The sequence below is a fragment of the Nocardioides sp. URHA0032 genome (assembly GCF_000620645.1).
Classification (GTDB): Bacteria; Actinomycetota; Actinomycetes; order Propionibacteriales; family Nocardioidaceae; genus Nocardioides.
Genome location: NZ_KK211160.1, coordinates 153,126 through 176,972 on the forward strand (window position 1 = coordinate 153,126; position 23,847 = coordinate 176,972).

At 68.5% G+C, this 23,847-nt stretch carries 18 protein-coding genes and 1 pseudogene; 9 read left to right on the top strand and 10 right to left on the bottom strand.

Annotated features, from left to right (window positions below; all coding sequences use genetic code 11):
• Positions 1–67: 67 nt before the first annotated feature.
• From N538_RS28645 to N538_RS0118850, 4 genes and pseudogenes are all read left to right on the top strand, one after another.
• Positions 68–268: pseudogene (locus N538_RS28645) on the top strand (PH domain-containing protein); the annotation flags it as partial.
• 134 nt (positions 269–402) lie between these two features.
• Complete coding sequence (locus tag N538_RS26205; protein ID WP_051549439.1) at positions 403–741, top strand: hypothetical protein; 339 nt, start codon at positions 403–405, stop codon at positions 739–741.
• Between the two features lie 552 nt (positions 742–1,293).
• Positions 1,294–1,758, top strand: coding sequence for a pyridoxamine 5'-phosphate oxidase family protein (locus N538_RS0118845; protein ID WP_028638589.1), 465 nt, complete (start codon positions 1,294–1,296; stop codon positions 1,756–1,758).
• A 575-nt stretch (positions 1,759–2,333) separates the two neighbouring features.
• Positions 2,334–3,899: a peptide chain release factor 3 gene (locus N538_RS0118850; RefSeq protein ID WP_028638590.1), complete on the top strand. Its 1,566-nt coding sequence runs from the start codon at positions 2,334–2,336 to the stop codon at positions 3,897–3,899.
• Between the two features lie 178 nt (positions 3,900–4,077).
• On the opposite strand, the gene N538_RS26210 is transcribed toward N538_RS0118850, so the two are convergent.
• On the bottom strand, positions 4,078–4,488 hold the full coding sequence (locus N538_RS26210) for a pyridoxamine 5'-phosphate oxidase family protein (protein ID WP_155992242.1): 411 nt from the start codon (positions 4,486–4,488) through the stop codon (positions 4,078–4,080).
• 792 nt (positions 4,489–5,280) lie between these two features.
• On the opposite strand from N538_RS26210, the gene N538_RS0118860 reads away from it, so the two are divergent.
• A complete protein-coding gene (locus N538_RS0118860) occupies positions 5,281–5,538 on the top strand; it encodes a hypothetical protein (protein ID WP_028638591.1) in 258 nt (85 codons plus the stop codon).
• Positions 5,539–5,939: 401 nt separating this feature from the next.
• The gene (locus tag N538_RS0118865) at positions 5,940–6,599 is read left to right on the top strand and encodes a hypothetical protein (RefSeq protein WP_028638592.1); all 660 of its coding nucleotides are present in this window, start codon (positions 5,940–5,942) and stop codon (positions 6,597–6,599) included.
• 807 nt (positions 6,600–7,406) lie between these two features.
• Here the strand turns inward: N538_RS0118865 and N538_RS0118870 are convergent.
• The 6 genes from N538_RS0118870 to N538_RS0118895 all read right to left on the bottom strand — a co-directional run bounded on the left by N538_RS0118870 (position 7,407) and on the right by N538_RS0118895 (position 17,358).
• Complete coding sequence (locus N538_RS0118870; RefSeq protein WP_155992244.1) at positions 7,407–10,607, bottom strand: ATP-binding protein; 3,201 nt, start codon at positions 10,605–10,607, stop codon at positions 7,407–7,409.
• 206 nt (positions 10,608–10,813) lie between these two features.
• On the bottom strand, positions 10,814–11,896 hold the full coding sequence (locus N538_RS0118875; RefSeq protein ID WP_028638594.1) for an iron-containing alcohol dehydrogenase: 1,083 nt from the start codon (positions 11,894–11,896) through the stop codon (positions 10,814–10,816).
• Positions 11,893–12,876, bottom strand: a complete 984-nt coding sequence (locus N538_RS0118880) for a transketolase family protein (protein ID WP_197025397.1) — start codon at positions 12,874–12,876, stop codon at positions 11,893–11,895. The genes N538_RS0118875 and N538_RS0118880 overlap by 4 nt, the downstream gene beginning before the upstream one ends.
• The gene (locus N538_RS0118885; protein ID WP_051549500.1) at positions 12,869–13,708 is read right to left on the bottom strand and encodes a transketolase; all 840 of its coding nucleotides are present in this window, start codon (positions 13,706–13,708) and stop codon (positions 12,869–12,871) included. The genes N538_RS0118880 and N538_RS0118885 overlap by 8 nt, the downstream gene beginning before the upstream one ends.
• A 55-nt stretch (positions 13,709–13,763) precedes the next feature.
• Positions 13,764–15,551 (bottom strand): sigma-54-dependent Fis family transcriptional regulator, encoded by a 1,788-nt coding sequence (locus N538_RS0118890; protein WP_028638597.1) that lies wholly within the window; start codon positions 15,549–15,551, stop codon positions 13,764–13,766.
• Positions 15,552–15,558: 7 nt separating this feature from the next.
• Positions 15,559–17,358: a sigma-54-dependent Fis family transcriptional regulator gene (locus tag N538_RS0118895; protein WP_028638598.1), complete on the bottom strand. Its 1,800-nt coding sequence runs from the start codon at positions 17,356–17,358 to the stop codon at positions 15,559–15,561.
• Between the two features lie 233 nt (positions 17,359–17,591).
• Here N538_RS0118895 and N538_RS0118900 point away from each other — a divergent pair, with 233 nt between their 5' ends.
• Complete coding sequence (locus tag N538_RS0118900; RefSeq protein WP_051549441.1) at positions 17,592–19,232, top strand: flavin-containing monooxygenase; 1,641 nt, start codon at positions 17,592–17,594, stop codon at positions 19,230–19,232.
• Complete coding sequence (gene fabG, locus N538_RS26215) at positions 19,229–20,089, top strand: 3-oxoacyl-ACP reductase FabG (protein ID WP_231496273.1); 861 nt, start codon at positions 19,229–19,231, stop codon at positions 20,087–20,089. The genes N538_RS0118900 and fabG overlap by 4 nt, the downstream gene beginning before the upstream one ends.
• Here the strand turns inward: fabG and N538_RS26220 are convergent.
• Positions 20,004–20,306: a LapA family protein gene (locus N538_RS26220; protein WP_051549442.1), complete on the bottom strand. Its 303-nt coding sequence runs from the start codon at positions 20,304–20,306 to the stop codon at positions 20,004–20,006. The two genes, fabG and N538_RS26220, sit on opposite strands and share 86 nt — an antisense overlap.
• Before the next feature lie 209 nt (positions 20,307–20,515).
• Between N538_RS26220 and N538_RS0118915 the strand changes: the two genes are divergently transcribed.
• Positions 20,516–21,886: an FAD-binding oxidoreductase gene (locus tag N538_RS0118915; protein WP_028638600.1), complete on the top strand. Its 1,371-nt coding sequence runs from the start codon at positions 20,516–20,518 to the stop codon at positions 21,884–21,886.
• Here N538_RS0118915 and N538_RS0118920 read toward each other — a convergent pair.
• Entirely contained in the window at positions 21,883–23,250 is a 1,368-nt protein-coding gene (locus N538_RS0118920; protein ID WP_028638601.1) for an NAD(P)-binding protein, read from the bottom strand. The two genes, N538_RS0118915 and N538_RS0118920, sit on opposite strands and share 4 nt — an antisense overlap.
• Positions 23,251–23,325: 75 nt before the next feature.
• Positions 23,326–23,817, bottom strand: a complete 492-nt coding sequence (locus N538_RS26225; protein ID WP_036571303.1) for a cupin domain-containing protein — start codon at positions 23,815–23,817, stop codon at positions 23,326–23,328.
• Positions 23,818–23,847: the final 30 nt, after the last annotated feature.

The window sequence follows — 23,847 nt, forward strand, 5'->3', positions numbered from 1 at the left end:
CTTCACGTCCCTGGTCTGCGCGGTCGGCCGTCGTCGGCGGCGAGCCTGACGCCGTGATGCGCAGGGCGTCACGGGCAAGAAGGTAGAGATCTACTCCTTGCCCTACAGCGCTATCAACATGTGGTCGTCAGAGAACGCTGGCGGGATGCTGGATACGAATGCGGAGCTCGAGATGTGGACGCGGGCCGGACACATCAAGATCAAGGTCGGAAAGGGCGCAGACATCCGGCGTTTGGACTCGTTGATTGCGTGGGCTGTCCTCAAGTAGGGATGTGCCGAGGTGGATCGTCGGCAGTCGGTCCCCGCGCCTTCGATGGCGGCGAAGTGACGCGGTGGCCCGTCTCGCCAACAGTTGCAGCCAGCCACGGGACTGACATCGACGGACAGTGTCAAGATGGTCGGGTGGCATCGGACTCCCGCATGGTGGCTTTGGGCTTCGGCAAGTTCGCGCGTGCGGACCGCATCTTCGCGCTCGAGCGAATCATCGGCGAGGAACGGGGCGACGGCCGGCGCACCCGAGTCTGGATCGACGGAGTCGCCGATCCGTTGATCGCCTCGCGAACCGAGGTCACAATTCTTCGCCACATGGGCCAGGATTCCGCGATCGCAGGACCCGATCTGGACGAGGCACTGGACCTGGCCGCGCGCCTGGCTGCTGCGGCCGAGGCGGGGCGGGTGGACCTGAGCGACCTTGGCCGGCGGGCGCGGCACCTCCTGGCCTCGACGACTGAATCCGCATAGGGCTCGCGGTTACTCCCCGGCAGTCGCGGTGGAATGGGCTACGCCAGGCTGACACCGATTCACGCAGCAGACCCGGACCTGGCGCAGGGGGTCTTCTGCCTCACGGTGGGTGCAGCGGTCGTTCCGCTGCTGCTTCTACTGTCGCAACAAGGAATGGTCATTTCACTCGACGTCCGTTTCCTGTCGGCAGCGGCGCTAGCCAGCGGCGCGGGCGATTGCGGCCTGCTGGCGGTCCCGTCGTCGGTAAACTCGGTCGCCCCGGCACGTGGACCCAAACGACGCCCGTCGGCGATCGACGAGGGACGCTGGCGCCGAAGATGGAGCTCCGATCGAGTCGCTGTAGTGCGACTCACCCACAACCTTCGCGACGTTGTGACGCACCGCGCGCAGCGCGCAGTCACACTCGCGCCGTTACTCGATGAGAAACGCCAGCGGTGCCGCAGGAGTCCATGACGTTCAGTGCTTGCCGTCGCACGAGGCATAGGCGTTCACTTGTAGGGCCCAGCACCGCGCAGAACCGCCGGCGCGCCATGTAGTGAGAGGGGGCTCGCGATGACCGGATCGCAAGGGGACCTGCATCTGCTCGAGGACCCGGTAGCGCAGGAACTGCTCGGCTCGAAAGAGTTGGCCCGTCTCGCCTACTCCTGGCTTGATGGCACCCCGCGGGTGGTCCCGATCTGGTTTCACTGGACCGGGGAGGCGCTGACGTTCGGAAGCCCACCGAAGGCGCCGAAGCTCCGTGCACTACAGCGAGAGCCGCGGGTGGCCGTCACGATCGACGCGGGAGGCGGATGGCCGTACCACGCGCTGATGGTTCGTGGTGACGCTGCGGTGGAGATGCTGGAAGACGTCTCCGATGAGTATGCCGCCGCCGCGCGCCGCTACTTCGGCGATGACCAGGGCAATGCCTGGGTCCAGCAGCTGAGCGGTCAGCCGATGGCCAGAATCACGGTGACGCCGTCGTGGGTGGGCGTGCTCGACTTCGAGACCAGGTTTCCGAGTGCGCTGTCCATGTGAACCATCCTGACTCTCGCTGGATGTGAGGATGTCTGAGCCCACGAGCGTGGCGAACGTCCCGTGTCTACCTTGCGCCAAAGCGGCGGTAAGACGCGGCTACGAGCTTGGTTACGAATGAGAGTCGAGCCTTGCTGGTCTGACCAGGGACCCTCCCGACGTGTCATGGCGCTTGGCGGCTCGCGGGTGCACCATCGGTGGATGGTGCGGTGGCGATGGTGGCCTGCGGTTCCTGAGTCGAGGACGTGCAATTGCGGTGAGCCGCTGGAGGTCCGCGTCGTAGGTGCCGCGCAGCGCTGGGGCGGGGAGCCGGTTAGCAGCATGTGGTGCTGGCACTGCCGGCGGTGTGGCGACGTTCGGGTCAGCCGACAGCGGTAAGTGCTCGAGTCGTGTCCGGGCGGGCCTCTCCAGTCATACGATCGGACATACGCCCTTCGGCGGCGAAATGACACGGACGTGTGCTGCGGGGCCCTGCCGGTGATTGTCGTCGCGTTGACCACCAGCGTTCTCGCCCGCGGTGGAGCGAAAGGGCCACGCAGGAGTCGAGGTAGTGACCGGTCGGCGGTTAGGTTCTTCCGGTGCCCCACTCTCGCCCCCGCCGTACGTTCGCCGTGATCAGCCACCCTGACGCGGGCAAGTCGACCCTGACGGAGGCGCTCGCTCTGCATGCCCGGGCTATCAACGAGGCCGGAGCCGTCCACGGCAAGGGCGACCGTCGCGGCACGGTGTCCGACTGGATGGCGATGGAGAAGGCCCGTGGGATCTCGATCACCTCGGCCGCGCTCCAGTTCACCTACCGCGACCACGTGGTCAACCTGGTCGATACCCCCGGCCACAGCGACTTCTCCGAGGACACCTACCGGGTGCTCTCCGCCGTTGACTCGGCGGTGATGCTGGTCGACGCGGGCAAGGGCCTCGAACCTCAGACGCTCAAGCTGTTCCGGGTCTGCGCGCTGCGCGGCATCCCGGTGATCACCGTGATCAACAAGTGGGACCGTCCGGGCCTCTCGGCGCTGGAGCTGATGGACTTGATTCAGGAGAAGATCGGGCTCCGCCCGACACCGCTGACCTGGCCGGTCGGGGAGGCGGGAGACTTCCGCGGGGTGCTGGACCGTCGCACGGGCGAGTTCGTGAAGTACACCCGCACTGCCGGCGGCGCCACGCGCGCCCCCGAGCGAAGGATGGGGCCCGACGAGGTGGAGGAGCCCGACGCCCGGGCCTGGGCGGCCGCGGTCGAGGAGCACGAGCTGCTCGAGCTCGACGAGGCCGACCACGACCAGGAACGCTTCCTGGCCGGGGCGACCACGCCGGTCATGTTCGCCTCGGCGCTGCAGAACTTCGGCGTGGCCCAGCTCCTCGACCTGCTGCTCGAACTCGCCCCAGCGCCCAGCGAGACCAGCGGCGTCGACGGCGCGATCCGCCAGGTCACTGACGACTTCAGCGCCTTTGTCTTCAAGGTGCAGTCCGGGATGAACGCTGCCCACCGCGACCGCCTCGCCTACGCGCGGGTGGTGTCCGGCTCCTTCGAGCGCGGGATGGTCGTCACTCACGCTGTCACCGGCCGGCCCTTCGCCACGAAGTTCGCCCAAGCAGTCTTCGGTCGCGAGACGACGTCGGTCGAGACCGCCGAGGCCGGCGACATCATCGGCTTGGTGAACGCGAATGCGCTGCGGGTAGGCGACACCGTGTACGTCGGTCCGTCGATCCAGTACCCGCCCGTGCCGACCTTCGCCCCCGAGCACTTCATGACCGCCAGCGCCGGCGACATCGGCCGCTACAAGCAGTTCCGTCGCGGTATCGAACAGCTCGACCAGGAGGGCGTCGTCCAGGTGCTGCGCTCGGACCTTCGCGGCGACCAGAACCCGGTCCTCGCGGCGGTCGGGCCGATGCAGTTCGAGGTGGTCGAGGACCGGATGACCAACGAGTTCAACGCCCCCATCCGCTTCTCGCGGCTCGACTACCAGGTAGCCCGGCGTACCGATGCCGACGGCGCCGCCGCGCTGGCCGGGATCCGGGGTGTCGAGGTCCTGCAGCGCAGCGACGGCACCCACCTGGCGCTCTTCGTCGACCAGTGGCGGGCCAAAACGACCGCGCGCGACCACCCCGACGTCATGCTCGAGGCACTGCCGGCCGGAGGGGGCTAACCAGTACCGGGCGACCAGCAGGCCAGCCTCACCAGTCGAAGACGGCGCCCAGTGCCAGAACCGGCAAGTCAGCCGCGGCCGCCTGGCGGCGAAATGTCGCACACCATCCGTTTACCGCAAGGCGGGAACCCGGGCCATAGCTTCCAGGCGGTGCTCAAGACCCGCGCGGTCTTGACCGTTAGTGCGCGTCCGTTGCCAGCCTCCGACCGCTAATCGTCCGGGCCTCGATCCGCAGGACGAGCCATCGCGATCCACCGACCCATACATCGGGACGGGGAGTCGTCCCGTACGCCTCAGGGTCGAGCCGGCGCCGGCCACGGACCAGCACGCTCCAGCCCGATCGGGCGATCGGGTCGAGTTCATCCACCTCGAACGCCACCTCCTGGATGGACCCCTCCCGGCCTAGTTCGGTGTACGGCGCCGTGCGGATCACTACCGCCGTCTCGTCGACGACGTAGTTCACCGGGACGATTGTCAGACCGTCACTGCCCTTCCACCCGACCCGGCCCACGGTCTGCGTGCGCAGCAGGTCCCAGCACTCGTCCTCGCGTAGTTCGGTCAGTGCACCGCTACCGAACCCCTCATCCATCACCGCACCGCCTCGTCAGTCGATCTCCACCTAGTATCCATCGGCGCCAGGGGCATCCATCCGGAGCGGCACGGGACATCGGCCTGGCAGCAAGGAACCGACCGAGGGCAGCGAGGTCCGGATCCAGCTCGGATGGCGCGTTAGCGTCGAAGTTCGTGGCGGACCCGCGGCAGAGGCCCTCAGCCGCACCCGACTCTCGACACACGGTCCACGGGGCTTCGTCGACAAGCCAGGCAGGTCTGGATGTATCCCAATTATTCGAAAGGTCGTTCGGCTTCGCTCGGACAAATGGCCTCGCCCTTGAAACGCGATCGATGGGAGCCGGACAACGGCGGGTCGTCCCGATTCGCCGGCGCCGAGACCCGTTCATGAGCCTGGTCATCCGTAGCCCGTCGGCGGCGTCGCGAACACGTACCTCGTGACGTACGTGGACGAAGGCGCCTCTCGCGCGACTGCCCGCGGCAGCCCAGAATGAGTACCGGGCCTGGGATGCGGATGAACTGCGGCGCCGACAGGCGGCGGAGTGACGCGGCTTCCACCGCGCGTCACACATTGGGATCACAATGAGTACCGGGCCTGGGATGCGGATGAACTGCGGCGCCGACAGGCGGCGGAGTGACGCGGCTTCCACCGCGCGTCACACATTGGGATCACAAGTTCACAGATGTCGCAGCACGTGACACACGTAGTCGCCTAGGTAAAAGATTGGAAAGGTGACACGAGCAGTCTCGGGCTCGGTCAGGTTCATGGCGGGTGCATCGAGACCTGATCTGCAGAAGGGGTGAACCGGTCGTGATCGACCTCTCTCGCGTTCGCAACGTTGTGGGTGAAGCCACAAAGCTGATCGACGATCTCCATGGGATTGAGTTGGACGAGACCGACGCCTTGGTGAGCCAGAGCAAGGGCAAGATGCGAATGGAGAGGGCTCAGCGCTCCCAAGACCTGAACTTGTTGGCGACCAGGCTGGAACTCGCTGCGGCCCTAGTGCGGGTCGAGTATTGGTGCGCGCGGGGTGAGCGCGATCCGATCGATCCCGACCGCAGGCAGTGAGGTGACCTTCGGTCGTCGACTCCTAGCAGATGGGCGGCGAGCGTCCTCGAAGTTCGACCCCGTTGCTTGAGTGAGCTGCCTCAACGCGAAGTGCCCGAATCCGGCGTCATGCTGCGCCATGTCTCGGCGGTATGTCGCACCCACGAGGCGGTCAGATCTGCCTATTGGCAACGGCTTAGATCTGGGTGATGGGCCGGAGCGACCATCAGCCCATGCACTGACATTCAGCCGTTGGCGTCGATCCTGCGGTGCGCGCCCATTGCGTGACCAACTCTCGGCTGGTCGAACACACCTTCACGAAATCTCCTGCTGTCCAAGTCGTGGCGCCTTCGTCGAGCTCCGTGATCATTCGGCAGAAGGCGCGATGAAGCACGAGGTAATCGGCGGTGGCCCTTCTGTAGGTGTTGAGCACGAAGCCTCGCGCGCTGGAAGCCGTGTGGCACATGGTCTGGGAGACCACCGGGGTCGTCTGGTGTCTGCTGAATGAGGATCGCAATGTCGAGCACGTCTACCGCATTCCCTATCGGCAGTCGATGCCGGCGAGCACCTTCTACGACGCGGTCGCCGCATGCAGCAAGGCTGGACTCGAGAGCGGAGCGCTGCCGGTCTTCGTCGCCTACGCGGAGTCCGCCGGGCACTGCATCTACATCCGTGAGGTGACGGACGAGCACGTCCACTACATGGATCCGTGGCCCGGGCGATCACTCCTGGCGAGGCACAACAACACCTTCGACGTGGCTGCCAAGCGTATGGACGACTCATGGAAGAGCTGGAGGGTCAGCCGTGCAGAGTTCGAGCGGGTGGCCTACGCCATTCTCGTCAGCGCTGTCGTCTGGTGTGCCGTCTGCGACGTCGAGTCCACGAGCCGATTCGCCGACATCCAGGCCTCTGAGCTGTTCACATTCTTCCATCTCACCGAGGTGGGCCGGGTCCCGACCGAAGGCGGCATCCGAGTCGAGGTGGAGCCCGGGAACTGGCAGGAGTCGATCCAGATCAGCTTCGACCTGAGCCCTGGCGCGCCGCGCGTGGAGTCCGCACGCCCGATGAACAAGGAGGAGTAGATGTCGGCGGGTAGTTCGTCCTCCGCAGTGCGAGCTGGCAGCGTAAGGGTGAAACCGGTGTCGAGCGCGTCGCTGGGCGCGGGTGGTCGTTTCAAGTACCGCACCCGCCTCGCGGGTTGGCTGGGACGTTTGTTGATCGGCCCTCTGGCCAGTGCGCCGGGCGCTCCTCGTCTTGGACTCGCTTTCGAGTCCAATGAGGGGTTCCGAGCCGCATAACCTGGAACCCGTGTTCGCGCCCCTCCGACCAGAACCTGAGGGGCTGATGAACACCACAGCAGGCGTCTACCTGGCGCTCGGATCCGCACCTTCCGTCGTCGCTCTCATCGCCGCTCACAGCCTGTGGGCGGCACTTGCATTGATGCTTGTCGGACTCGCGGCGGTCCTCGCGCGCGAGATCCGGCTCGGATTGCGTGAACGTCGCGATGACGACACGGCTCGGTACATATTCGACAGGTGCGAAGGACTCGGCGGCCGCATTCGAGCACTACGCACGCGCCCTTAGGACTCGTGAGGGCCCACCGTGACCCGAGTTCTGCGGGCAAGACGAGAACCAGTGTCTGCGAAGTCGGTCGGGTCGGAGCGAGTCTCACGTCGTCGAGGACTCGGTGTGAGCATGCCCTGAGGACGTGTGCTGCAGAAGGCCGTCAGCTCGCACTGCCGCGGCGGAACGTCGCTCTCTACTTGCGATGCTCGGTCGACGTGCCCGGGTGTCGCTAGCTGACGAGTCCTCCGCGACCACTTCGAGAACCAATCCAAGATTCAGGCTTAATCCGTCGACTCTGCCACGGCGCACTGCGGCGTGGGAGGTTAGCGGGTTCGTCCGTGCATCGTCGCTCGCACCCGCTCCTGGATCTCGCGAAGGCGCTGATTCCCACGGTCCTTCCGCAGTCCTTGCTCTGCCCAGAACAGGGTCTCGCCGAGGTCGCCAGCCCGCTCGGCGAGACGCGTCAGGTTGTAGCAGTCGCTGAGAGTCGCTTGATTCTCGCGCGGGTGCCAGCCCTGACAGAGCGTGAGGAGGTACGCCCGCTTCTGCTTCGACTCCGCCTTGATCAGACCGGCGTCGCATCTCTCTCGGGTGGTCGCGAGAGATTCTGAGAGTGCTGCATATCTGCGTCCGGCATTCTGCGACGCGTTTGCCGCCGCCCTAAGTTCGCCGAGGTCATCGCGCGTGGACCTACAGATATCAGCCAACTCGAGCCACGCCTCTGCATCGTCCGACGTTCGAGAGAGGTAGGACTGGTAACTGCCCTTCGCGGCGATTCTGCCGCTAGGTGACGAGTCTCTCTGGAGTCTGGCCAAAAGGAGCCAGGACTCGGGATAGCGCCGTGCAACGTACTCACCGATCGCAACCGCCTCGCTCAGGGCTTCGCCAGACAGGCTCCGTGCATTGTCGTAGAAGCGGTGCAGGTGCGGCGAGAACCCGGTCTTAGTGACGTTGTCGGAGACGGCACCAAACTGGTGAAGATACTGCGCGTCCTCCTCAATGAGTTCAGTGATGTCGCTGAACTTCAGTTGCGCACTACCGAAACGGTAGGCCGCAGCTGGGACGTTGAGAAAGCTCTCCGCATCAACCTCGGAGTACGCACGTTGGACCAACGAACTGTCGATTAGGTGCTGAAGGGCGGCCTCCACGTCGATCCGGTCGCTGGACGGACGCGTTAGTACAGCCTCGAGCGCGATCGAGGGTATGAGTGAACGCCACCGGCAGAGCGTGAAAAAGACTCTTTGTGCGTCTGGGTTCAGACGGTTAAACGACCGTTCGAATAGCGCATCGAGGATGTCGTCCTTGGAGGCCATGATGCGCTCAAACTTCTGGCCAACCTTGCGCGTGCGGGCGACGTCGCCCAAGGCGACGTTGACGACATACGGATGCCCCCCCGACTCGCGGTACAGCGAGTCAATCCAAGCCCCGTTCCCTTGAAGCAACCCGGTGACGTTGAGCCGGCTAGCGCTGGTCGACACGAGTGTGTCGAACTCGGGCCTACTCATGCCGTCAACATCCAAAGGCCAATCGCCCTTGAAGTCCCGGTATCGGGTGGTAATCAGAATCTTATTTGGCAATCGTACGAACTCGTTGAGTTCGCGGAAGAGTTGGGCAGGGTTGTGAACCGTTTCGAAGTTATCGAAGACGTACAACATTGGGCCTGCGTCCTCCTCCCCGAGAGAGCGGAGGAATTGGTCGATGATCTCTTCCGTGCTTGACGTGAGTCGTGACGGTTCAACGAAGCTGGTGTACTGGCGCGCGATCTGGTTGAGGCTCTGCGCTGCTGGTCGGACAGCCAACGGTCCACGGATTGAGTCCAGGTCAATGTCCCGGGCGCTAAACCAAAACACGCAAGTGAAAGCTTCTCGCTCGGCGAGATCGTGGAGGACCTGAAGCGCCAGGGAAGTCTTCCCAATCCCGCCTGGGCCATTGATCGCCACCACTGGGTGTCGCGTGTCAGCGAGAACTGTCCGTAGCTGTTCCTCAAGCTCACCTCGACGAACGTAGTCAGACCTCGGCTCCGGAAGGTTCGTCAGCACGTTGCCAACGGCTCGGAGTTCAACCGATCCATGAGTTTCGCTCGCAGGCAGCTCGCGTGGGGGTCGGAGGAAGTTCCTGAGTGGAGCCCACCTCTTCTGCCCGCTCACATACGAAAGTTCTTCGTAGCGTTCCTGCTTCTCCTGCGCGTCACCGTTGGGAAGAAAGAAGTCGTCGAGGTCTGTACTGGTGCGCAGGAGATGGACCGGGCGAAGGCTTCCGCCGGCGCTGAGGTACACACCGGTTGGCACGTCGTCTGCGGGTACTGGGACGGGCTCCGATGAGGTGCCGCTCAGTCGTCGTAGCGTGGGGTTTCCCGCTGCAGTTCGGTGCAGGTGCCACCAAGGCCACTTAAGGACCTCCAGCTCCTCGACCAAGTACCCCACTGAGTCCGCTAGGGCCGGCGCCGCTGCCGCCTGCCAGCTCACTAGATCGGCACCATGGCCCCGAGTCTTGTTGCGCAGTGCGGCAAATCCCTGGAACCACTGCGCGATCGACACCTTGCCCACCGCACGCTCCGTCGCGAGATTCGGAAAGCAGCTGGTCGCACTGTTCAGCGAGTCAACTGCGCGTCGCTGCCACGCTTCGCTGTCCGCTCCGAAGCGCTGCGTCAGTGACGTGTGAAAGCCCTTGGCGTGATCATCGAGCAATCGGTAGACGGGTGCGGTCGTAAGTTGCTGGATTGTGGCAGCCCAAGCCCCGATCCCGTCGGCACGGAGCAAGCCGTACTGGGTCGAGTACGCGAGGTTGTTGTCGTCCCTCTCGGGGTCGATGCAGGATGCCATCGACAGGGCAACGACCTTGGTGACCATCTCGCCGAACAAGAGAAGGTTGAGGTAGTACGTGGCATCCGAGTCCTGCATCGAGGCGTCTACGCGCTCCTGCATCCGTCTAAGCGGAACTAGGAGTGCCTGTTCTTGGATCTCAGGGCTACCGGTTGTGGGCGTTGCGCTCGTTGGCGTCGTAGCTTCGGCTACCCCAGCGCCCCTGTCGCTAGTCGCGCGGCCTTCTGCCTCGTTCATTGGTCCGTCAGTCCACGGCGGGTTGGCGAGGAGGGTGCGGATATGGGCCGATGCCTTCGCGTCACGTTGCAACGCAACGGTCAAGGTGAGTGCCACCAGGTTGCTTCCAGCACTTAACGCCACCTGCGGAACTGCGTTCGAGAGCTCCGCCAGTGTCGGTTCGCCGAACGAAGGGCCGAGAACTCGAGCGAACTCTTCCAGGCAGCGCTCCTGCAGAAGGCCTGCGGCCGTCCATCGCTCGCGCGCCGGAACCTGGGTGAGGCGAGCCTGAATCAGCGGTCCGATCGATGCCCTGAGGAACTTCGGATCAAGTTTGAGCCCCACGAGACGGAGTAGATGTTGCTTCTTCTCCCGTGCCAGTCGCTGAACCGCCCACGAAACGTCTTGGATTGTCAGCTCAGCCAGCTCGCGATCGCGAAGGCCATCTAGGTCCAAAGGGACATCGTTTGGCGTTTCGTCGCTCATCGTCCACCTGTTCTGTGCCGGAATGTGAAGCGGCCCCAATCTCTCAGGTCAAGCCGTCCTCCGTTCGGGATTCGCCCGAATGGCGAACGCACGCTTGGGCAGGGGGCGCGAGGCTTCGGTTGCGATCCAGCGCTGAGTGCTTTTGCTCTGCGCCGCCCGCTCGGGGCGACGTCATTCTGGGCGGAGTGTGGTGCGCCGGCCCGACTCTAGTCAGTCGGGCACAGCCCGGCCGTCCGGCTCAGTTCCAACCGTCGGATCGCGTCGCCGAGGTCGTCCGCCGTGACGGGGGCAGCGAGGTTGGCGAGGTGCGGCGCCTGCATCGTGGCCTCGGCGATCCCGTCGACGTCGTACGGCACGGTGGAGCCGAGACCGGCGAGCGTCGTCGGGAGGCCGATGGCGGTGAGGAAGCTGCGCAGGTCGGCGAGATCCTGGTCCGACGCACCTTCAACGGCCAGCTGCACGAGCGTGCCCCAGGCGACGTGCTCGCCGTGGGTGGCTGACGGGGCGGCGACCATGAGGCCGCGGGTGAGGGAGTGGGCGAGGGAGAGGCCACCGTTCTCGAAGCCGAGGCCGCTCATCAGGACGCTGGCCTCGACGGTGGCCTCGAAGGCGGGCGTGATGGTGCCGGACTGGGCGTCGGCGACGGCGTCGGCGGCGTGCTCGCGCAGCACCGAGTAGCACGCGTCGGCGATCGCCGAGCCGATCAGCAGAGGCCGGGTGCCGAGGGAGGTGACGCCGGTGCCGGCGAGGCAGGCGCGGGCCTCGAAGCGCTTGGCGATCGCGTCGCCGATGCCGGAGCGGAGGAGGCGGATGGGGGCGGCGACGATGACGGTGGTGTCGACGACGACGACGTGCGGGTTCGCGGGGAGCTTGTCGACGGAGGCGAGGCGGTGGTCGTCGTCGTACATCGCGGCGACGCCGCTGCACGGGCTGTCGTTGGAAGCAGCGGTCGGGACGGTGACGACCGGGAGGCCGAGGCGGAGCGAGACGGCCTTGCCCGCGTCGATCGCCTTGCCGCCACCGATGCCGACGACCACGGAGACCTCCGGGGGAGCGTCGGCGGTGAGGGCGTCGGCGGCGGCCGCGGTGATCTCGCCGTCGAGGACGAGGTACGCCGGGGCCAGGTCGGCCAACAGCGTGGCGAGGCGGGAGCCCAGCAGGGACTGGACGACCGGGTCGGTGACGACAAGGGGCCGGCCGTACGGCGCGAGCAGGGCGGGCAGCTCGTCGAGCGCGCCGGGTCCCTGAACGTAGCGCAGCGGCGCGGCGAAGCGGCGGAGCCCGCTCACGTCCCGTCGACCAGGGCGCGGACGACGCGGGGCAGGTCGACGCCGTACTTGGCCTCGAGGTACTCCTGCGACCCGCACTCGAAGAAGCCGTCGTCGAGGCCGATCCGGATCATCGGCCGCAGCACGCCGGCGTCGTACAGCGCCTCCGTGACGAGCGACGCGAGGCCGCCGGTCTTCTTGTGGTTCTCGGCGACGACGATCCGGTCGAAGCGGCTGGCGAACTCGACCACAGCGGCCGTGTCGAACGGCTTGATCGTCGGCACGTGCAGCACGCCGGCATCGACGCCGGACGACAGCGAGGCCCGCGCGGCGTCGAGGGCACGCGCGGTCATGTAGCCGGTCGAGATGACGCCGACGCCGGTGCCGTCGCGCAGCAGCGCGGCCCTGCCGGGGACGAACCGGTAGTCCGGGGGCAGCTCGATCGGGACCTTGCCGCGCAGCAGCCGCACATAGACGGTGCCGGGGATGTCGGCCACCGCGCGCACGACCTGCCGTAGCTCGGTCGCGTCGCAGGGATCGATGATCGTGAGGTCGGCGATGCCGCGCATCATGTTCAGGTCCTCGGTCGCCTGGTGCGTGGCGCCGTACCCGTTGGTGAGGCCGGGCATCCCGGCGAAGATCTTCACGTCCGCCTTCGAGTGCGCGCCGGCGATCGCCACGAAGTCGTAGGCCCGCCGGGTCACGAAGACCGAGTACGTCGTGCAGTACGCGATCTTGCCGGTCTTCGCGAGCCCGGCCGCGGCCATCACGAGGTTCTGCTCGGCCATGCCGACGTTGAAGAAGCGGTCGGGGTGCGCGTCGCGGAACGGCAGGATGTCGCTGTACCGGCCCATGTCGGCGGTCAGCCCGACGATCTCCGGCCGCTCGCGCCCGAGCTCGGCGAGCTCGTTGCCGAACGGCGCCAGGTCGGTCTCCTTGCCGTCGAGGTCGATCAGCTCGCCCATGCCACGGGTCTGTCCGAACACCGATGTCTCAGCCACGGTCGGCCTCCAGCTCCGCCATGAAGTCCGCCCACTCGTCGTCGCCCACGCGCACGAAGTGCGCCCGCGGCCGGCCCATCAGCGTCGGTACGCCGAAGCCGGGGGTCGTGCGCAGCACGATCGCCTTCGGCTTGCCGTCCCGCGACCGCGCCGCCTCCAGGGCAGCGACGAGGGCGGCCATGTCGTTGCCGTCGATCTCCTGGGTGTCCCAGCCGAACGCGGTGAACTTGTCGGCGACCGGCTCGATCGCCACCGTCACCGGGCCATCGGCCTGGATGCCGTTGCAGTCGATGAGCGCGACCAGGTTGTCGCAGCCGAACGTCGCGCCGCCCATCGCGGCCTCCCACGTCGAGCCCTCGTCGAGTTCGCCGTCGGACAGCTCGCAGAAGACCCGCGAGTCCCGGCCGTCGATCCGGAGCCCGAGCGCCATCCCGACCGCCTGGCCGAGGCCGTGGCCGAGCGAGCCGCCGACGATCTCGACGCCGGGGGTCACGTCGAAGGTGCTCATCGGCAGACGTGAGCCGTTCAGCCCGTACGTCGGCAGCTCGTCCGGGTCCAGGTAGCCGGCCTCCGCGAGGACGGCGTACATCGCGATGGAGTAGTGCCCGGTCGACAGCAAGAACCGGTCGCGGTCCGGCCAGTCCGGCCGGGCCGGGTCGTACCGGAGCTCGTGGAAGTACAGCGCCGCCAGGCAGTCCGCGATGCCCAGCCCCTGGGCGATGTAGCCCTCGCCCTTCCCGCGGGTCATCTCCATCATCGAGCGCCGCAACGCGTGCGCCCGGTCCTCGAGCGCGGCGACGTCGGGCGCCGGCAGGGTGGTCGTGGCTGGCATGCCGTCAGCGTGGCCGTACGGCGGACCGCGCGCCTGTCCCACATTGCGACAAGGCTCAGTGGTACTGCGTGTCCGGGTCCAGCCGGTAGGCCTGGAGCTTCCGGTAGAGCGTCGACCGCGAGATCCCGATCGACTGGGCGGCGGCCACCTTGTTGCCCTGGTGCTGCTGGAGCGCGGAGAGGATCGCTGAGAGCTCCAGCTCCTCGATCGCGGAGAGCTCGCGCTTGCGCGAACTGCCCTGGAGCTCGAGCGGCAGCGCGTCGACGCCGATCTCGCCGCCGGTCGAGGTGCTCACCAAGCCGCGGATCGTCGCGTCGAGCTGGCGCAGGTTGCCCGGCCACGGCGCGCGCATCAGGCACCGCAGTGCGGCCGAGGAGAAGTGCAGCGGCTTGCCGCCGCGGTGCCGCTCCAGCAGCGAGACCGCGGCCGGGCCGATGTCGTCGTGCCGGTCGCGCAGCGGCGGGACGGTGATCCGGCCGACCCCGATGGTGTCGATGAGCCGGCGCAGCCCCGGGCCGGGCGTGCCGGCCGCCGTGAGCGTCGCGATCACCCGCGGCGCGTCGGGCTTGTCCTCGACGGCCTCCAGCAGCGCCGCGGTCGCGTTCGCGGCGTCCGGAGTCAGCGCCTCGACGTGGCGCAGGACGACCGCCGCGGGCTCGAGCTCCAGCTCGTGGGCGAGCAGCGTGACGAACGACGAGGTGTCCGCCCACCCGGACGACGCGTCGATGATGCTGATCCGCTCGGCCGGGACCTGCACGGCCTCCAGCACGGCCCGGGCCAGGGCGAGCTTGCCGACGCCGGACTCGCCCTCGACGAGGAGCGGGACGCCCTTGGTCGCGAGCCGGGTCGCGTGCGAGATCGCCTGGACCAGCGCCGGGCTCTGCCCGGGGAGCGACACCGCCGGCCGCGGCGGCGCCTCGCGGTGGTCCGGCAGCCGGCCCGCGTCGATCTCCACGATCGCACCGACCATCGCGCCGTCGCGGCGTACCGGCGTGCACCGCACGATCCGGAACCGCTGCGTCGCCGGCTGCAGCTCGTCGCCGTCCACCCGGCCACCCATCGCGATCGCCCGCACGTGCTCCCAGAGCAACGCCCGGTCGACGCCCTCGAGCAGGTCGGTGACCTTCGGGCCCGCGATGAGGATGTCCTGGCCGACGGCGGCGATCAGCGCGCGGCGCGAGCCGATCGCGACGAGGTACGCGTCGAGCAGCTGCCGCTCGCTCGTGGTCGCCTGGGCGAGCAGCCGGCCCTCGACCTCCTGCGCGGTGCTGGTCATCAGCGGCGTGAGCAACGGGTTCCCGGACGTGGCCCGGCAGGTCATCGTGATCACGCCCTCGAGCCGGCGGGTGACCGGGTGATGCACCGGTACGCCGACGCAGGTGAACGGCCGCAGCGCCTCCGCGAGGTGCTCGGGGCCCGAGATCTGGATCGCCGACCCGAGCTCGATCACGCTGCCGGTGCCGTTGGTGCCGATCGACTCCTCGCTGTTGCAGAAGCCGCTGTGCGCGTTGATCCGGTCCAGCATCGGCGTGATGCTGTGGTCCGGCACCCACCGCTGCACCAGCGTCGCCTCGTGGTCGGCCAGCAGCACGCCGGCGTCGAGCCCCGCCAGCTGGTCGGCCAGCCGAGTCAGCACCGGGTCGGCCGCCACCCGCAGCGCGGCCCGGGCGTGGTGCTCGCCCTTGAAGACCAGGGCGGGGTTCGCCAGCTGTGCGCCGCTGAGCAGCGACCGCTTCCACGACTGGAGCACCTGCGGACGCACGGAGCCGGCCAGGTGCTCGGGGATCACCCCGTCGGAGAGCAGGTGCTCCCGCGCCTGGTCGACCCGCCGCTGGCCGGTCATCGACCCATCAGAAGTACTGCTTGTCGGGGTCGAGGCGGTACGCCTGGAGCTTGCGGTAGAGCGTCGACCGCGAGATCCCGATCGACTGCGCGGCCGCCACCTTGTTGCCGTTGTGCTGCTTGAGCGCGGACAGGATCGCGGACAGCTCGAGCTCCTCGATCGCGGACAGGTCCCGCTTGCGCGACGTGCCCTGGAGCTCCAGCGGCAGCGCCTCCGGGGTGATCTCCGGGCCGATGCTGGTGCTGAGCAGGCCGCGGATCGTCGCGTCGAGCTGGCGCAGGTTGCCGGGCCACGGCGCGCGCATCAGGCAGCGCATCGCCGCGGAGGAGAACCGCAGCTCCCGCTGACCGCGGTGCTTCTCCAGCAGTACGGCGGCGGTCGGGCCGATGTCCTCCTGGCGGTCCCGCAGCGGCGGCAGCGTCACACGGCCGACCCCGACGGTGTCCACGAGCCGGCGCATGCCGGGCGTGAGCTCGGCGCCGGTCGTCATCGTCGCGATCACCCGCGGCGGCTTCTCCGACTCCTCCGCCGCGTCCAGCAGCGACGAGGCCGCCGCGGCCGCCTCGGGGGTGAGGGCCTCGAGATGACGCAGGACCACGGCGTCCGGCGCCAGCTCGAGCTCGTGCCGCAGCAGCGTCACGAACTTGGTCGCGCCGTCGGCCCACCCGACGGCGGCGTCGACGACCGCGATCTTCGCGGTGTCCACGTGGGCGGAGGCGAGGACCGCCTTCGCGAGCGCGAACTTCCCGACGCCGGACTCTCCCTCGATGAGGATCGGGACACCCTTGGCGGCAAGCCGGGTCGCGTGCGAGATGGCGTGCACGAGCGCGGGGCTCTTGCCGGGCAGCGAGACCGTCGGCTTCGGCGGCGTCGCGGCCATGAAGTCGTCCTCGCGCGGGACCCGATCGATGTCGAGCTCGACGAGCGCGCCGATGATCTTCCCGTCCCGCTCGACCGGGGCGCACCGGGCGATGCGGAACCGCTCGGTCGAGAGCCCGTACGTCGTGGGGTCGGTCACCGAGCCGAGGGCGACCGAGCGGACGTACTCCCACAGCAGCGCCCGGTCCACCCCCTCGAGCAGGTCGGTGACCTTCGGGCCGGCGATGAAGATGTCCTGGCCGACCGCCGCCACCGGTGCCCGGCGCGAGCCGATCGCGACCAGGTAGGCGTCCAGCAGCTGCCGCTCGCTGGTGCTGGCCTGCGCCAGCAGCCGGCTCTCGACCTCCTGCGCGGTGCTGGTCATCAGCGGTGTGAGCAACGGGTTGCCGGACGTGGCACGGCAGTTCATGGTGATGACGCCCTCGAGGCGCCGGGTGATCGGGTGGTGCACGGGCACGCCCACGCAGGTGAACGGCCGCAGCGCCTCCGCGAGGTGCTCGGGCCCGGAGATCTGGATCGGGCCGTCGGCCTCGATGACGCTGCCGACGCCGTTCGTGCCGATGGTCTCCTCGCTGATGCAGAAGCCGACGTTCGAGTTGATCCGGTCCATCAGCGGCAGGATCCCGGCGTCGGAGACCCAGCGCTGGACGACGATCGCGTCGTGGTCGGACAGCAGCACGCCGGCGTTGAGCCCGGCGAGCTCCTCGGCCAGTCGGGACAGCACCGGGTCGGCGGCCTGCCGCAGCGCGGCGCGGGCGTGGTGATCACCCTTGAAGACGAGGGCGGGGTTGGCGATCTGGGCGCCGCTCAGCAGCGACCGCTTCCAGGACTGGAGCACCTGCGGCCGCACCGACCGGGCGAGGTGCTCGGGGATCACGCCCTCCGCCAGCAGGTGCTCGCGGGCGGCGTCGACCTGTCGCAGCGTCATGCAGTACTCCCTCGACAAGCCCGAGACTGGACCCCCGTGTGACAGCCATTACACCCGCCGATGGTTGAGGAATCCACCACTGTTCCAAATTGGGACACCTGACCTGTCCCAGCGACCGTCCCACTCCCGTCCCGAAATGGGACAACCCCGGGCCGGACCCTCCGCTGACGATGTTGCCCGCCCTCGAACAGGGCCACGAACAAGCATCGACAGCGAGCGAAGGGACTACCGCGATGAGCGACGAGGCGACGTTGGACGGACAGCTCACGGAAGTGGACGCCGTCGTCATCGGGTCCGGGTTCGCCGGCCTGTACAGCATCCACCGGTTGCGCAACGTGCTCGGTCTCGAGGTCCAGGCCTTCGACAACGCCGGCGGCGTGGGCGGCACCTGGTACTGGAACCGCTACCCGGGCGCCCGGTCCGACACCGAGGTCAACGCCTACTGCTACTCCTTCGACAAGGAGCTCTTCCACGAGTGGAAGTGGTCGGAGCGCTACCCGCGGCAGAGCGAGATCCTCGCCTACCTGAACCACGTGGCGGACCGCCACGACCTGCGGCGGAGCATCACGTTCAACACCCAGGTGACGGACGTGACGTGGGACGACGAGCGCGGCCGCTACCTGATCACGACCGACGAGGGGAAGCGGTACGCCGCGCAGTTCCTCGTCGAGGCCGTCGGGCTGCTGTCGGCGACGAAGATCCCCGACTTCCCCGGCCAGGACAGCTTCCGGGGCGAGATCTACCACACCGCCCGGTGGCCGCACGAGAAGGTCGACCTGGCGGGCAAGCGCGTCGGCGTCATCGGCACCGGCTCCAGCGGCATCCAGGTGATCTCCGAGATCGCGCCCGAGGTCGGCCGCCTGACGGTGTTCCAGCGGACCCCGCAGTGGGTCGTGCCGTCGCGGCACCGGCCGATCGCGCCGGGCCTGCTCGAGAAGATCGAGAACGACTACGAGGGCTACTGGCACGACGTCCTCTACTCGACGACCTGCTTCGGCTTCGACGAGAGCGACGTGGCCGCTGAGAGCGTCACCCCCGAGGAGCGGGCCCGTCGCTTCGAGGAGGTCTACGAGGACGGCGGCGGCTTCCAGTACATGTTCCGCGCGTTCAACGACGTCGCGACGAGCCGCGTCGCGAACGCGGCGGCGACCGACGTGATCGAGAAGAAGATCCGCGCGACCGTCACGGACCCGAACCTGGCCAACCAGCTCATCCCGGGCGACCTCTACGCCAAGCGCCCGCTGTGCTGCGACAACTACTACGAGACCTACAACCGCGACAACGTGTCGCTGGTCGCGGTCAAGAACAACCCCATCGTCGAGGTCACTCCCGAGGGCGTCCGGACCGCCGACGGCGTCGTGCACGAGCTCGACGTCCTGGTGCTGGCCACCGGCTTCGACGCGGTGTCCGGCAACCAGCTGAAGATCAAGCACACGGGACGCAACGGCGTCAGCCTCCAGGGCAAGTGGCACGACCGCCCGCGCACCCACCTGGGCCTGATGACGACCGGGTTCCCGAACCTGTTCATGATCTACGGCCCGATGGGACCGTTCACCAACCAGCCGCCCGCGCACGAGGCGCAGGTCGAGTGGGTCGCGCGCGCCATCGAGTTCGTCCGCGACCGGGGCGCCGGCTCGATCGAGGCCATTCAGCAGGCCGAGGACGCCTGGGTCGCCGAGTGCGACGAGATCGCGAACCAGACGCTGTTCTCCGTCGTCGACTCCTGGATCAACGGGTCGAACATCCCCGGCAAGCCGGTGACCAACATGTTCTACATGGCCGGGATGGCGGCGTACATGGACAAGATGCAGGCCGAGGAGGACTCGGAGTACGCCGAGAACTTCGTGCTCGGCAACGCCACCGTCCCCGCGTGACCGGGCTGCTGAGCGGGCGCACCGCCGTCGTCACCGGCGGTGCGCAGGGGCTCGGCCGGGCGATCGCGGAGCGGTTCGTCGCCGAGGGCGCCCGGGTGGTCGTCGGCGACGTCGACGTGGCGGCGGCGGAGTCGTGCGCTGCCGCTCTGGGCTCGGCGCTCGCCGTCCGCTGCGACGTGACGTCCGAGGAGGACGTGGCGGCGCTCGTCGACGCCGCGGTCACGACGTACGGCGGGCTCGACGTGATGGTCAACAACGCGGGCGTGCTGCGGGACGCGACGATGCGCAAGATGTCGCTCGACGACTTCCGGCTGGTGCTGGACACCCACGTGCAGGGCACCTGGCTCGGCACCCGGGCGGCCGCCGCGGTGATGCGGGAGGCCGGCACGGGCTCGATCGTGAACATGTCGTCGATCTCCGGGAAGGTCGGCAACGTCGGCCAGACCAACTACAGCGCCGCGAAGGCGGCCGTCGTGGGCCTCACCAAGGCCGCCGCGAAGGAGGTCGCCCACGCCGGAGTCCGTGTCAATGCGATCCAGCCGGGCCTGATCCGCACTCCGATGACCGAGGCGATGCGGGAGGACATCTGGCAGCAGCGGCTCCGCGAGATCCCGATGCAGCGCTTCGGCGAGCCGTCGGAGGTGGCGGCGGTGGCGCTCTTCCTCGCCAGCGACCTCGCGAGCTACCTGACGGGGAACGGTGTTGGAGGTCACCGGCGGCCGGCACATGTGACGACCACCCGGGAGCCGCCGGCCCGCCCGGCTGGGCGGATCACGGCTGCTGGTCGCGGCGTACCCGCCGGCGCAGCTGCAGGATCCGCAGCGTGCCGACCACCGCGGTCAGCGCGATCCCGATGACGGCGGCGACGAGCAGCGCCACGGACAGCGGGGCGCTGCCGTCCCACCACAGGAACGACAGGTGCGCGTCCTGGGTGTTCTGCGCGATGAAGACCACCAGGAGTAGCAGCAGCAGCGCGGCGGCGACCACCCCGATCCAGGCCCCGCTGGTGCGGGACCGGCGGAGCGGGTCCTTGCCGTTGGTGAGGGTCTCGGAGGTCGTCGGCTGGTCGGTCATGCCGACCGGTACCCGAGCGGGATCCCGTTCAGTCGGTGCCGTCCGAACGGCACGCGAAATGGCCCACCTGAGCGATGCGGCCCGGCAGGTCCCGGGCCTAACGTCGATGGGGACAAGTCCTGCCGCGCCCTGCTGCGCCTCGTGACGCCCTGACTCTCCTCGACGCCCCTGTCGCTCCGGACGCGACCACACCTGCCCGAGGAGGGCGCATGAGCATCAATCTGGACACGTTGCGGGAGTCGATCAGAGGCACCGTCACCGGACCGGACGACGACGGGTACGACGCTGCGCGGGCGGTGCGGAACGGCATGATCGACAAGAGACCCGCGGTCATCGTGCGGGTGGCCAGTGCAGGCGACGTGATGACCGCCGTGCGGTTCGCCGCCGACAGCGACCTGAGCGTCGCCGTACGCGGCGGCGCCCACAGCGTCCCGGGCTTCGGCACCGCGGACGACGCCCTCGTCGTCGACCTGTCCGCCATGCGCGGGGTGCGGGTCGACCCGATGACCCACACGGCGCGCGTCGAGGGCGGCGCGACGTGGGGCGACATGAACGCGGCGACGTACCCGTTCGGCCTCGCGACCACCGGCGGCATCATCTCGACCACCGGCGTCGGGGGCCTCACCCTCGGTGGCGGCATCGGCTACCTCGCACGCGGGCACGGGCTGTCCCTGGACAACGTGGTGGCCGCCGACGTGGTCACGGCCGACGGCAGCTTCCACGTCGCGAGTGAGAAGAACGACCCGGACCTGTTCTGGGCGATCCGCGGTGGTGGCGGCAACTTCGGCGTGGTGACGTCCTTCGAGTTCCGGCTCCACCCGGTCAAGGACATCTACGGCGGCCCGATGTTCTTCGAGCTCGACAAGGCCGGAGACGTGCTGCGGTTCTACCGGGAGTTCATCCAGGACGCACCCGAGCAGCTCGGCGTGTTCCCGGCCTACCAGATCGCCCCGCCGCTGCCGTTCATCCCGGAGGACCGCCACGGAGAGCCGTTCATCGCCATGGTGGCCTGCTGGGCCGGCGATCTCGAGGCGGGGGAGAAGGCACTGAAGCCGATCCAGGACATTGCGCCGCGGGTAGCCGAGATGGTCGGCCCGATGCCCTATCCGGTGCTCAACAGTGCCTTCGACGCGCTGGTCCCGCCGGGGCTGCACCACTACTGGAAGGCCAACTTCGTCAAGGAGCTCACCGACGACGCGATCGCCGCGCACCTCGAGCACGGGCCGAAGCTGCCGGCGGTGAACTCCACCATGCACATCTACCCGATCAACGGCGCCTGCCACCGGGTCGCCCCGGACGCGACGGCGTTCGCCCACCGCGACGCCACCTTCGCGACCGTCATCGCCGGGATGTGGCCACCCGACCAGGTGGACGACGCGACGGGCACGGCCTGGGTCCGCGACTACTACGACGCCACGGCGCCGTACTCCGAGGCCGGCGGCTACACCAACTTCGCCGCCGAGGACGACCAGGACCGGGTCCGCGCGAACTACGGGCCCAGCTACGACCGGCTGCGGGAGATCAAAATCAAGCTCGACCCCGGGAACCTGTTCCGGCACAACCAGAACATCGTGCCCTAGCCACTCAGCTCGACGAGGCGGGCCACGCCCGGCCGGGTGTGGGCCGCCAGCCGGGCGAGCGCGTCGTCGAGCCGGGCGGAGGGTGCCGTGTCCAGCGGGACGCGCGCCGGGTTCAGCGCGACCCGGTTCGACCACTCCTTGATGTCCGGCTCGGCCCCGAAGGCCGCGGTCGCGCGGAAGCCGGTGACGTTCATCTGCGCCCAGTCGACCAGCGTGTTGCCGTACGACGACGGCGGGCACAGCCGGTTCTTCTCGGCGTCGTCGTCGCGGGTCGCCTCGACGTACCCGCTGACGGCCGCGCCGAAGCAGGGGAACCCTGCGCGCACCGGCTGCAGCGTGATCGCGCCGGGCTGCCAGATCGGGACGCGGCCCGGCAGCTTCAGCCCGTCCGCCGCGCAGTGGACGACGACCGCGTCGGGCCGGACGGGCACGTCGCCACCCTCGAGCTCGAGCCGGCCGCGGCTGACGGCTCGGACGTGGCCGAGGCGGACGACGTGCTCGATGCTGCGCAGCAGGTCGAGCTCCCACCGGCCGAGCGTCGGCGCCTTGGCCATCGTCGGGGTGACCGTGCGGTCGATGCGCAGCATGATCCCGAGCTCCTCGAGCCGCAGGAACAGCTCCGGCAGGGACGGCGCGGCCGCGGTTGCCTCCATCAGGTCGGCGACCATGGCGAGGTAGATGGAGGGATCGGGCTGGATCAGCGCGCGGTCGAGCATCCACGGGTCGCGGGGTCGCACCCAGACGATCGCGTCCGGGTCGACGCCGTGACCGAGCAGCCAGATGCAGGTGTCGGTCGCGGTCTTGCCCGACCCGACCACGACGTACTGAGACGGTGCCTCCTCGACGGCGACGACGCCGTTCGCCGGGATCACGCGCGCGCCGTCGCCGATCGCGAAGGGCGGGGGCGTCTCGGCGGGGATGTCGGGGGACAGGTAGCGGGCGTCGACGATCCGGCAGTCGTCCGGAACCACGAACTCCTGCCCGGACACCCGGGACACGAACGTGCGGTCGCCGCGGTAGTCGCAGCCGCTGAAGAGCTCGACCCGGCCGGTGTCGACCAGCCGCCGCAAGGCGCTGCTGTAGTAGGCGGCGATCGCCGGCTGGTCCGCGCGCTCGTGCAGGCCCGCCTCCGGGCCGTGCTCCTGGAGCCGCCCGCCGAGCACCGTCGAGGGGACGCCGTAGAACGTCGAGGACTGGTGCAGCCGGACGAACGGGTACGCCGAGAGCCAATGCCCTCCCGCCGCGTGACGACGGTCGACCATCGCCACGCGTACGTCGGCGTGGTCGACCAGGGCGTCGGTGAACGCCATGCCCATGGCGCCGGCACCGACGACGAGGTAGTCGGCCTCGACGGTTCGGGTCACGCCGTCACCAAAGCACCGCGTGCCCGCGCCCGTCCAGCATCGAGCGCGGTGGGCCAGAGCGGTCGCGCGGCCGGCTCAGTCCGGGATGGCGGCCGGTTCGCCCGTCTTCAGCAGCGTCGAGAGGTAGAGGATCACCGGGGTATCGCCGCCGTTGCGGGCGTGGTGGATCTCGCCCTGCTCCTCGACGAGCCACTGGCCGGGGCGCACCTTGACGGTCATGCCGGGCCTGATCACCTTGACGAGCGTCGGGTCGTCGCCGGAGCCCTTCATCAGCTTCGCCTGCTTGGTCTCGACGGTGTAGGTGAGCACGCCCTCGGCGACGTACCCGAGCTGGGATCCGGGGTGGTGGTGCGAGGCGAGCTGGGCGCCGGGCATGACGACGACCTTGCTGAGGCCCAGGGTCCGGCCGTGGCCGCCCGTCGGGTCCGGGACCTCGGCCAGCGACTGGCGGGTGACGGAGACGGGGGCGGCGGGGTCGTCCGCGGCGGTCGCGGACACGGCGATGCCGGCCCCGAAGCCCGCGGCGACCAGTGACAGCCCGGCGGCCGGGAGGAGAAGACGCTTCATGGCTCGCAGCCTAGGGACGCCGTGACCCCC